Source organism: Pseudomonas sp. RP-B7 (assembly GCF_059803535.1).
In genome coordinates this window covers 98,696-110,709 of sequence record NZ_JAPFHC010000010.1, presented here as the reverse complement: position 1 = coordinate 110,709, position 12,014 = coordinate 98,696, and the positions used below count along the sequence as shown (strand labels likewise).

Annotated in this window: 6 protein-coding genes; 1 reads left to right on the top strand and 5 read right to left on the bottom strand. The window is 62.6% G+C overall.

The genetic code is table 11. The annotated features are described in order from the left end of the window. Nucleotides 1–228 precede the first annotated feature (228 nt). A complete protein-coding gene (locus tag OPU96_RS12030) occupies nt 229–1,647 on the top strand; it encodes an amino acid permease (protein ID WP_226455972.1) in 1,419 nt (472 codons plus the stop codon). Nucleotides 1,648–1,650: 3 nt separating this feature from the next. On the opposite strand, the gene OPU96_RS12025 is transcribed toward OPU96_RS12030, so the two are convergent. From OPU96_RS12025 to OPU96_RS12005, 5 genes are all read right to left on the bottom strand, one after another. Then, nucleotides 1,651–8,157 carry an NEL-type E3 ubiquitin ligase domain-containing protein gene (locus OPU96_RS12025; RefSeq protein WP_498559113.1) on the bottom strand — a complete coding sequence of 2,169 codons (6,507 nt, stop codon included), beginning with the start codon at nt 8,155–8,157 and terminating at the stop codon, nt 1,651–1,653. Between the two features lie 65 nt (nt 8,158–8,222). Continuing rightward, on the bottom strand, nt 8,223–9,347 hold the full coding sequence (locus tag OPU96_RS12020) for an OpgC family protein (protein ID WP_226455970.1): 1,125 nt from the start codon (nt 9,345–9,347) through the stop codon (nt 8,223–8,225). A gap of 226 nt (nt 9,348–9,573) precedes the next feature. Further along, the gene (locus OPU96_RS12015; RefSeq protein ID WP_192297363.1) at nt 9,574–9,870 is read right to left on the bottom strand and encodes a cupin domain-containing protein; all 297 of its coding nucleotides are present in this window, start codon (nt 9,868–9,870) and stop codon (nt 9,574–9,576) included. 62 nt (nt 9,871–9,932) lie between these two features. Continuing rightward, on the bottom strand, nt 9,933–10,217 hold the full coding sequence (locus OPU96_RS12010; RefSeq protein WP_192297362.1) for a putative quinol monooxygenase: 285 nt from the start codon (nt 10,215–10,217) through the stop codon (nt 9,933–9,935). Nucleotides 10,218–10,228: 11 nt separating this feature from the next. Beyond that, nucleotides 10,229–11,848 (bottom strand): FMN-binding glutamate synthase family protein, encoded by a 1,620-nt coding sequence (locus OPU96_RS12005; protein ID WP_226455968.1) that lies wholly within the window; start codon nt 11,846–11,848, stop codon nt 10,229–10,231. Nucleotides 11,849–12,014: the final 166 nt, after the last annotated feature.

The window sequence follows — 12,014 nt, the reverse complement described above, 5'->3', positions numbered from 1 at the left end:
TTGTGAGGGAATTGTGCTTTGTTTGTCGGAAGTTTCTGTGCGAGCGCTGCGACGTTTGGTCGCTGCGGGTAGGTTAGATGCTCCTGTAAAGTTACATTTTTGCGGGTTCTTTAACTAAATTGAGCGGTTTTTATAGTGAAAGACCCTAACCCTGGCTTTTTATACTGCACGCCCCGCTGCGATCGCTCCACGGCGGGCACTCCAATAACAAGATGAGGTTGTACCCCTATGCCCGTCGGCAACCCACTGCCCCATGGCGAGACCGCTCAAGGCGGCCCGCTCAAACGCGAACTCGGTGAACGACACATTCGCCTGATGGCCCTCGGTGCCTGCATCGGCGTCGGCCTGTTCCTAGGCTCGGCCAAGGCCATTGAAATGGCCGGCCCGGCGATCATGCTGTCGTACATCATCGGCGGCCTGGCGATCCTGGTGATCATGCGCGCCCTCGGCGAGATGGCCGTGCACAACCCCGTCGCCGGCTCGTTCAGCCGTTACGCGCAAGATTATCTCGGTCCGCTGGCGGGCTTTCTCACAGGTTGGAACTACTGGTTCCTGTGGCTGGTGACGTGCGTTGCCGAGATCACCGCCGTGGCGGTGTACATGGGCGTGTGGTTCCCTGACACGCCACGCTGGATCTGGGCCCTGGCCGCCTTGATCAGCATGGGCACGATCAACCTGATCGCCGTGAAGGCGTTCGGTGAATTCGAGTTCTGGTTCGCCCTGATCAAGATCGTCACGATCATCGCCATGGTGATCGGCGGTGTTGGCATCATCGCCTTCGGCTTTGGCAACGACGGCGTGGCGCTGGGCATTTCCAACCTGTGGGCCCACGGCGGCTTCATGCCCAACGGCGTGCAGGGCGTGCTGATGTCCCTGCAAATGGTGATGTTCGCCTACCTGGGCGTAGAGATGATCGGCCTCACCGCCGGCGAAGCCCGCAACCCGCAGAAGACGATTCCCAGCGCCATCGGCTCGGTGTTCTGGCGCATCCTGCTGTTCTACGTCGGTGCATTGTTCGTGATCCTGTCGATCTACCCGTGGAATGAAATCGGTACCCAGGGCAGCCCGTTCGTGATGACGTTCGAGCGGTTGGGCATCAAGACCGCGGCGGGCATCATCAACTTTGTGGTGATCACCGCCGCGCTGTCCTCCTGCAACGGCGGCATCTTCAGTACCGGGCGCATGCTCTACAGCCTGGCGCAGAACGGCCAGGCACCGGCCACGTTCGGCACGACTTCCAGCAACGGTGTGCCGCGCAAGGCCTTGCTGTTGTCGATCTTTGCCTTGCTGCTGGGCGTGTTGCTCAACTACCTGGTGCCGGACCAGGTGTTCGTGTGGGTGACCTCCATCGCCACCTTCGGCGCGATCTGGACCTGGCTGATGATCCTGCTGGCCCAGCTCAAGTTCCGCAAAGGCCTGAGCCCGGCCGAGCAGGCAGGGCTCAAGTACCGCATGTGGCTGTACCCGGTCAGTTCGTACCTGGCCCTGGCTTTCCTGGTACTGGTGGTGGGCCTGATGGCGTACTTCCCGGATACCCGCGTGGCGCTGTACGTGGGGCCGGCGTTTCTGGTGTTGCTGACCGTGCTGTTCTACGTGTTCAAGTTGCAGCCGGTCGCCAACGTCCAAGCCGCCCCGCGCTCGGCGTAAGCTTCAGTGCGCCTTTTGTGCCAGTTGCGCCGCTTCGGTCAACTGGCGCACCAGGCGATTGCGCTCGGCAATTTCCAGCTCCACCAGGGATTGGCGTCGGTCCAGGTACGCGTCCGAACGCCGGTCGCTGATCTCCTGGTTCAGCGCATTGAGCTGGTGGCGCACCACATTGTCGATGGTCGAGAAGGGCTCCGGGTAGCTGCGGGCCAGGTACTCGATCCAGAAGTCCTCCATCAATAACGACTCCTGCGCCGCCTGGGTCCGACCGAGTGCCTCCAGGGTTTGCCGGGCCTGGATCACGTCGTCTTCGCTCACCCATTCTTCGACCGCGTAGAGCATCTCTTCACGTCTGATCGGCAGGTCGAACGCATCGCGCAACTTGAGCCGGTAGTAGAGCTTGATCTCGGCATCGTCCGGGTCCACCCCCGCTGCACGCAGGCGCTCGATATGCGCCTCGGCCAACTGGTCCACCCGACGCAGGTAGAACAGGCTCCTGGCCAGGCCCAGCAATTGGCGGTCGGCCTGCTCACTGCCGGCCTGGTTGCGTGCCTGGTGCACCAGGTGCTCAATTTCCATATTGATAAACGCCAGTATGGCGCCGTCGCCGCAGGTGCCGGCCACGTAGGTATTGAGAAATACCCGGTTGCGCAGGTCGGTGGATTGGCCCATGGCGTCGAGCAGGTTCCACACACGGCGGGTGAGTGCTTGCTGGGTGGCCTGGTTGCGCCGATAAGCATACGACTGCGTGAGGTCCCGCAGGACCCGGAAGGTGTCGTCCGGGTTGGCATCTTCATGCTGGCGCAACTGTTGCCACAGGGTTTGACGTTGCGCGTGTTGGGCGCTGGGCACGCCGGTCAGCCATCGGTTGACGTCAATGGCCTGCGCCTGTTGATGCAGGACGCCCGGCAGCGCGCCGCCCAGCACGATGCCGGTTCGGTTGCGGTAGCTGCGTAGCCTGTCGAGCATGGCATCGCTCAATGGATTGTCATGCAGGATGGTGTTGCGGTTGGTGGGGCCCATGCGCACATCGGAAAACACCGCGTCGGGAATAGTGGTGATGCGGTTTTCCTGAAGCAGCAGGCTACGCAGGCTGCTGCGGCTCTCGGCCCCGATGGGCCACTGGTCGATGTTGGTCTGGCGCAGAGACAGCACCCGCAGGCGGGTCATCCGGCTGACATCGGGCGTCAGGCCCAGGGGGTTGCCATCCAGGAACAGCCCGTCCAGGCGTGTGAGCCCGGCCAGGTGCTGGCGGGACTCAACCGTCAGTGCAATCATGTTGTCGCTCAGATCCAACTGTTGCAGTTGGGTCATCTGGGCGAGTGCGGGGGGAAGTTCACCGAGCAGGCAATCGAGTTTCAGGTGGGTAAGGCCGGTGAACTTGCTGAGGAATGCGTTCCCGATGGTGGGGAGCATGTCACCGTCGATCCTGAGGTATTCAATGTGTTCGAATGCGCGGTTGCTCAGGATGAAGGCCGGGTCGGGCAGGTCGTTGCCGTCCAGGCGCAACACCAGTTGGTGTTTGTCGAAAAGGCCCGATTCATTGTCATAGGCCGAGCGGGTTTCCCGGCGCCAGGCGCGCAATATTCGTTCGGCCAGGCTGCGGCGTAGGCCATAGTTCCAACCCAGCGGGTCGGTCTCGGGGTCGTCGATGGCCTGGGGCGTTTCGATCCAGCGGTTGAGCTCGAACTCCAGGGTCTGGTACTCGGCTTTGCGCCGCTCCAGCTCAATCAGCGCCGCCGGTTCGCTGATGCCCAGGCCGTCAATCAATTCGTTGGCCGCCGCCGTGCTGAAGCTGGGGTAGAGTTCCTTGACCTTGCTGACCAGGTCCACTGGCTGGCGGCCGCTGAAAGGCCAGAGGCTGCGCAGGGAAAACGGGTAGGCCAGGAATGTGCTGTGCACCGGCATCGGCGGTTGCAACCACGGCGGGATATGCGCCAGGCCCAGCAGCGATTTGATTGCCACGCGCTGGCCCAGGGCCAAGTCGGCGATGCGTTCGCGCAGCGGCGCTGTGTCACCGCTGTCGTCCAGGCCCAGGTTGCTGCGTTCGGTGTCGGTCAGCAGCGAGGCCACGCTATTGATCAGGCCACTGCTGTCGCTGGGGTCGTTGAGCAGTTGTCCCTCGCGGCCATAGGCCTGGTAGGTGCCATCGATCTTGACCAGCGTGCGGCGGTCGACAGCGCTGGCATGCCCGCCACTGCCTAGCAACGGGCCGGAGAGGCTGGCTTGGCGTACGTCCACGCGCAGGCTCAGGGGCCAGCCGGGCAAATCCTTGAGCACGTGCAGGATGATCCTGTCACTGTCGGGGTTGGCCAGGGTGTCCAGGAACAGGCCTTCGTACGCCCGGTTAAGGCGCATATCGTCGGCGGTGAGCCGCGCCTGTTCCGCCAGGCGCAGGCCGACCTGGTCCTGCTGTTGCAAGTGCTTGAGTTCCTTGGGCGTGGCTTGTTCAAGTATCGCGGTGATCGCGCTGGTAGGCAGGTGCGGGAAGTGGGCGTGCAGGCGCCGTTCGATCAGTGTCGTGGCATGCTCGCTCTGGGCGTAGAGGATGTCGAACAATTGCGCGCGTTCGCGCCACGCGTGGTCGGCGATGCGTTTGGACAGCTTGAACAGACGCTCCTCCTGGGTGGCGGGCAAGGTACCCAGCAGCGCACGGCTGACGTCATCGTTCAGCGCAATGTTATTCAGCGGTTCCAGACCACGGCTTTCGGCTTCGGTGAGGCGGATGGCCTTGGCTTCGGGTGAGCTTCTGGCCGGATAGCGACGGATTACCTGACCCTGCTCATCCACGATCTGCAGCGCATGGCTGGCGGGCCACGCCGGTAAGCTGGTGACCAGCAGCAATTGCAGGGACGGCCGCGCATTGCGGGTGGCCGAGTAGACGGTCATGGCATTGATGAACTGCAGGATTTCCCGCTCGATGCGAAACCGCTTGCTGGTGTCTTGCAGCAACGGTGGCGGCGGCAGGCCGGCGCTGTGCACTTCGCGCAAGGCCCGCGCTGGGGTGTCGGTGACGCGCATGATCCGCGCAGCGGTGGCCTGGTCGACATGAAAGTTGCTCGCCCCCAGGCGGTAGAACAGACGGTGGTCATCCCATGTCATCGGGTTTTCATTCGACAATCGCCAGGCGCCCCGGCGGTTGTGCTCCAGGCGGGGGGTATCGACCCCGACTTTTTCCGGATGCCTGAGCCGCCATTTGCGCAGGCGTTTGTCGAAAAAAATCGGGTACAGCGAGCCATAGAGCGGCAGCAGTTGCTGGCCGTTCCATTCGTAGATGCCTTCAGCGTCGGGCTTGAGGTCATGGGGCAGCACGACGCGTTGTTCGTATTGGCCCAGGGACTGATCCAGCAGGCTGACCTGGCCTCCAGGGCTGCGCTGGGCGCTCATGAGATCACCGAGGGTTTTGCGCAGGCCCTGGGCATCACTGGCGCTCTTCATCCCCAATTGCAGACGTTCACCCGGTTGCAGCACCGAGGCGACGGCCAGGTAGAAACTGTCGACCCCGGGCGTCACCGGAATCGGCCCGGCGTTGCGCATGTCGTAGGCCTCGTAGCGGCCCTGGCCGTAGTGCAACAGCTCGACAGTGGTGTCGTCGGGCCCGCTTGAAACGTAGCGATTGGACGGTGTGCCGCGGCTCATGTCGGTGACCACGAAGTGGCGCTCGAAGGTATTGAGCAACAGGCTCGCGGTGAACTCGCGGGCCCATTGGTCGGTGTCGGGGTTGAAGGCGCGGCGATGGTAGAGGCCGTCTATCACGGCGTCGATACGCAGGGCGGTGCGATGGTGTTCAAGGTGTTCCCGCACCGAGGCGGGCAGGCTTGCATCGTGCAGGAATTGCGCTTGCTCGCGGCTGCTCAAGGGCGTGATCAGCAGTAACTGTTGCAGGTTGGCCGAGGTCAGGGGTGGGTAGAGTCGGCGCAGTTTTTTCAGCACGGGGGTCACTTCCACCAAGGGCGGAGCGACCTTGATCGGCAAGAATTGCCGGGCGCTTTCATCGGCGGCCAACTCAGCGCGGGCATAGCCGTCATAGCGCGTCATGGCCTCGAAAAGCGCCATGCGGTGTGCCTGTGCCAGTTGGCTGATTTGCAGGCGCACCCGGGCAATGCGCTGGGCAAGCGTCAGGTGCGGGCTGCCTTCCTTGCCCAAGCGTGAATGGGCCGGTTGTTGGGTGAGGATCAGTTCGAACAGTTGCTCGCGGGTGGGCACGCTGGTCGCGGGGTCCGCCAGCAGGCCGTAGGTGCCATCATCGCGGCGCATCAGGTCGATGGTGTGGGAAAGCCCGTTGTCGTTGGCGGCATAGCTTTCGAGCAGGGTGCCTTGCCGGTCGTGCACGTTGATGCTGACGTCGGCAGGCCAGCCGGGCACCTGGGTCAACAGGCTCAATACGGCAGCGTCGGCGTGGGGCGGCATGTGGCCGCGAAGGTGGAAGTCCTTGATCAACTGCTCGATGATCTGGTCGGCCTGCAGGCGCCTTACGCCTTCGGTGAGGTTGATCGGTGCGGGCTGGCCACTCCATACACTATCGAGGGTTGCGCGGTCGGTGGCGGTGCTGCGCAGCATTGTTTCCATGTCGACCCGGGGTACGGCGGTGGAGCCGTTGGGCAGCATGCGCTCGGCCAGTTGGATGTCCGAGAGGGTATGGGCGTTGTGCAGGTCCAGGGTCCAGGCCTGTTGCGCGGGGTTGAACAGAATCGGTGGGGCAAACTGCCTGTCGTTTTCCTGCTTGAGCACGAAGCGCATCAGCTTGGCGTCGTAACTGACCTCCACCACACGGCGCTGGCCGTTTTGTTGCAGCCAGGCGTACTGCTTGCCGTGGACCGGGAAGACGCCTTGGGGGTTGGCGACCTGGCCGTCGAGCAGGTGCTGGTCGAGAATTGCGTAGGGGCCGATGTCCGGCTTCCAAAGCACATGCGTACCGTCGGCCTTGAGCATTTTTCGCGGGTTGCCCAGCCGGTGCAGCAAACTCTCGATACGCTGGCGATGCACGCGGCCGGCGGTGGTGATCAACAGGCCATTGATGGCCAGGTCGGCGGTGTCGGCCAGGGCCGACGCGAATTCATTGGCTTCCCCCCTCGCGGCTTCGTTGATCCCCACGATCATGCTGTAGGCCAGGCTGCCGAACACTGCCACCTGCATGACCCGGTTCAGGCCCGTTACACCGCCGGGCACGGGGGTGAGCAACAGGTCGAGGACTTCCTGGGCGATGGCGGCCGCGCCGTCGATCAAGGCCTGCAGGTCGCGTTCCGAGCGACGGGTGGCGAGGGTCGACAGGTTGGCTTGATAGCGTTGCACTTCGCGGTATGTGCAGGCCTGTACCAGGGTTTCTTCGCGGCCATGTTTGGGGTCTGGTGTAAAGCGCAGGCTATCGAGGGTGTGCGGTGGGAACAGACAGTGAAACGTGTCGTACAGGAACCCGGCGGTCGGGCTCAGGCCCACGGGGCGTGATGCCTCCTTGAGCAATCGCTTGAACCCGTGCATTTCGGTCATCGGCAGTTGCCGGGCGAACCAGCCCAGGTCGCCCTGGGCGTGGCTGTCCTTGAGCTGTTGCAGGAAGTCATCCGCCGCCTGGCGGGTATCGGTGTGGTAGCGCAGGGCACCGCCGGGGCGGAACGGGAAATACGACAGCACCGCGCGACTGCCCACATGAATCACCAGCAGGGGCACCGGGACGGTTTGCCCTGACGGTACGAAGGGGACGGCGGGCAACACGGTGATGCCGGTGCTCATGCCCAGGGTGTCGAATTTCAATGCCGGGCCGCTACCGTCGATGGCGGCGCTCAGGCTGTCATAGTGCTCGCGGGTCACGCCGGTGATGGCGCGATTGCGATAGGCCTCCAGGGCTTCGAAACGCAGGCAGGCCTTGGCGCTGGCCTGGAGCGTGGCGTACAGATCGCCGCCGGGGCCCAGTGCCCGTTGCAGGCGCTGCGCCAACTGGCCGCCGAAGTCCAGTTCACGGGCAATCGTGATGAACTCGCTGACGCTCAGCTTCAGGCCTTCGGCGCCGCTGAGGTAGGACGCGTCGACAAAACTGTGCCCTGATGCCTGACGCTCAGCGGTGGCGAAGTCAAAATTGAGGCAGGCCGCATCCCACAGCGACAGCGTGGAAACGTGGGCGCGGTATTTCCATTCATCGTAGGCGCGGCGAAAGCGACGCTGGCGTGACAGCGGCTGGCTGGACCTGGGTTCCCACGGCAGCGGTGGTTGCAGCTCTTGCAGGTAGCGGGTGTGCAGGTGGATGGCTTGCGGGTCCAGGCCGCCTAGCCTGCTGCTCAGTTGGGCCAGCCCTTGGGTCTTGAAGGCCTGGATGATCGCGGTGTTTTCGCGGTCCACCGCTTTCAGGGCCTGGTGGGCTTCGCGTTGCAGCCTGACGTAGTCGCGCTGTTGCGCCAGCGTCAGGCTGCCCATCGTTCGCGCCAGGGTTTCGCGGATCAGCTCCAGAGCTTGTTGGCGAGCCCAGGATTCGCTGGATTGCAGGTTGCCCGACAAGCCGTTGAGCAGTTGGTGGGTAGGCATGGGCCATTTCCTTTCACGGGTTGAGTGGAAGGCAAATGGAAGCACCCACCTATGGGTGCCGGGCGCTAGCTATGTAGCGCGACTTTGCGTTGATCCAGGCGCTTGTTGAATTCCAACCACGCGGCCAGCCCCGCCATCAGCAACGCGCCGACGATGGCCGTGGCCAGTTGCACGGCCAGCGCATCGTTGGCCATGGCGTTGACCATGTCCGCCAACGGCGCCAGCACCACCCCCAGGCAAAACACTTCCAGGGAGTAGCGGCCCATGCGGCAGACCTCGCCCGCCAGGCGGTTTTGCGTCCAGCCTGCGCCGGGCAGCAGCTTGGCCGTGACATAGGCCAACGCCAGGAAGTGCACCAGGCGCAGCGGCGACAGATCGGTCTTGCTGATGGGGTAGAGCAGGTCACTCAGGCGTGACGGCATCCACGCATCATGCACCTCGGGCCAGCGCCACGACAGGGTGAGTATCCCCGCGAGCAATACGTAGAGCGCCGCGCTGACGAACAGCGGCTGACGCAACAATGGGCGTGTCTCGACGGGTCTTGGTCGCTGGCTGTGTATCGCCGCCGCGCCACCGAGCACAAACAACAGTTGCCAGGTGACCGGGTTGAAGTACCACACGCCATCGGCAATCGCCCGCAGGTTCCAGCCCATCCACGGTGCCAGCAGGTAGATCGTCAGCGATACGGCGACCACCACGGAGGGCTTGCGCACCAGCATCGGCAACACCAGCGGCAGGCCGGCCAGCAGCACGATGTACAACGGCAACGGGTCCATCAGGTTGGGCTTGAAGCGCAGCAGCAGTTCATCGGTGAGGGCTTGTTGCGGGTGCGTGACGAAGTGCGTCAGGCCCATCTCCGAGACCAGGTCGCGGGTTTCCACGTGGCTGTTGGCGAAGAACACGATGCCCATCAACAGGGCCAGCAGGAAGATATGCACCACGTACAGCACCCACGCCCGGCGCAGGATCTTCAGGCAAGCCATCCAGTAGCCGTCGCGCTGCATGATCTTGCCGTAGGCGAGCACGGCGGCAAAACCGGCGAGGAATACAAACACTTCTGCGGCATCGCTGAAGCCGAAGTTGCGCAGGGTGATCTGGCCGAGAGGATTGTGGGGGACGTGATCCCAGAAAATGAAGATCAACGCCAGGCCCCGAAAGAAATCGATGCGCGGGTCGCGTCCGTTAGGCATGGCTACGGGCTCTTGAACAATAGGTTTAATAAGGACAGGTGGACGTGGGCAACGTCATGCGCCGCACGTCGGGCGGGCAGGTTGGCGGTATTTGTAAGCAATTGCAAAGGTCGGGTATTACTGAATGTCTCAATATTGCCGTACGTCGCGGGCTTGAGTACGCCGGTGGCGCCTGTTGATGGGGATCTTCAAACGCCGCCAGAGGTGATTGGACATAGGGACTGAGCTACAGGTCAATAATCACCAGCGTACCGTGGCTTCCTTCCAGTACCCCATGAGCGACATAGGCGTCCACCAGGTACATCTGGCCTGGCCCGACCTCGACTTCCTCGCCGGCAATCGCCAGTCGCAAGCAGCCATCGATCACCAGCAACCCTTCGTTGTAGTCGTGAGTCTCTTGCTCATACGCCTGCTGATCCATGCGCAAGACCTTGATCCGCGCCGGGCCGACCTGGCCCAGGCGCGTGGATTTCCAAGGGGCGGGCAGTTGTTCCGCGATGGCAGAAAAGTCCAGTAACGGCATGTGAATCTCCTTGTTTCAACGATGCCGTCGGTGGTCCGGTTCAGCAGGGGGCAGGTGTGGGTTTAAAACGCGTCCATCAACAACACTCGGCACGGCTTGGCCTGATACGCATTGATCTGTGGCACCAGCCGGGTGAAGTGTTCGGTCTGGCAATGGATGTCGAGCGCGGCCTGGTCAGGCCATTGCTCGATAAAGACAAAGTGCCCGGGATCTTTTTGATCGATGAACAGATCGTAGGCGATGCACAGCGGTTCCTGACGGGTTTTTTCCACCAGTTCGGCGTACCACCCACGGACTGTTTCCACGTGTTCGGGTTTGATGAAATCTTCGGCGATGACTTTCAACACAATGTGCGTCCTCAGGCGGCAACCACTTCATGGGGTTCAAAACTGTCCGCCCGCGCCATCTGCCACATGCGCGAATAGAACTCGCCGTTCACTTCGCCAGTGAGCAGTTCGCCGGGCTTGAGGAACACATGCAGTTGCGAGAACAGCTTGATCTCGGTCGCCGACATGCGTCGCACGAGGTGCTTGGCCGACAGTTGCGACGGATGATCCAGGCCCGCGGCGGCGAGCATTTCGGCCAGCGCCTTGAGGGTGTTGCGGTGGAAGTTGAACACGCGCTGGGCCTTGTCCGGCACTACCAGTGCGCGTTGGCGCAGCGGGTCTTGCGTGGCGACACCGGTCGGGCATTTGTTGGTGTGGCACGACTGCGACTGGATGCAGCCGATGGCAAACATAAAGCCGCGTGCCGAGTTGGCCCAGTCGGCGCCGATGGCCAGGACGCTGGCGATGTCGAACGCGCTGACGATCTTGCCGCTGGCGCCGAGCTTGATCTTGTCGCGCAGGTTCAGGCCCACCAGGGTGTTATGCACAAACAGCAGGCCTTCACGCAGCGGCACGCCGATGTGGTCGGTGAACTCCACCGGCGCGGCGCCGGTGCCGCCTTCCTTGCCGTCGACCACGATAAAGTCCGGGAGGATGCCGGTTTCGAGCATGGCCTTGGCAATGCCCATGAATTCCCACGGGTGGCCCAGGCAGAACTTGAAGCCCACCGGCTTGCCGCCCGACAGTTCACGCAGTTGGGCGATGAACTGCATCAATTCGATAGGCGTGGAAAACGCACTGTGGCGCGACGGCGAGATGCAGTCTTCGCCCATCTGGATGCCGCGGGTCTCGGCGATTTCCTGGGTGACCTTGTGCTTGGGCAGGATGCCGCCGTGGCCGGGTTTGGCGCCCTGGCTCATCTTGATTTCGATCATGCGCACTTGCGGGTTCTGCGCCTGCACGGCGAAGCGTTCCGGGTCGAAGCGGCCATCGCTGGTGCGGCAGCCGAAGTAGCCGCTGCCCAGTTCCCAGGTCAGGTCGCCGCCGTTTTCGCGGTGATAGGGGCTGATGCTGCCTTCGCCGGTGTCGTGGGCGAAGTTGCCGAGCTTGGCGCCTTGATTCAACGCGCGGATCGCGTTGGCGCTCAACGAACCAAAACTCATCGCCGAGATATTGAACACCGACGCCGAATACGGCTGCGTGCATTGCGGCCCCCCGACCATCACGCGAAACGCGCTGGGGTCGCTCAGCGGCGCAGGGCGCATGGAGTGGCCGATAAATTCGAAGCCCGACTGGTACACGTCGATCAGGGTGCCGAAGGGTTTGTCAGCGGTTTCGTTCTTGGCGCGCGAGTACACCAGTGAACGCTGGGCCCGGGAGAAGGGCAGGGCGTCGCTGTCGGATTCGAGCAGGTATTGGCGGATTTCCGGGCGGATGGCTTCGACCAGATAACGGATATTGCCCAGGATCGGATAATTGCGGCGCACCGCGTGGGGGCTTTGCAGCAGGTCGAAAATGCCGATCAGGCTGAGGACGCCGGTGACCACGGTGATGGGCCACAGCCATTCATGCTGGATAAACGGGAGGCTGGCGAGGGTAAAAATGACGCACACGGCAAAGAAGGCGTAACGGCTTAGCAAGGACAGGCTCATACGGTTCCCTTGGTTCGGACTCTAAGGTCGATCCGCCATTCTGCGCCCGTAACGAAACCCCAGACAACCTATGGGTTTATTCTGCATAGAAGTGGCAGGCCTATTCTTATTGCAATCGGTTCTCGTTTGGCTGCATGATTTGCGTTACTGTATAACACTTGAAATG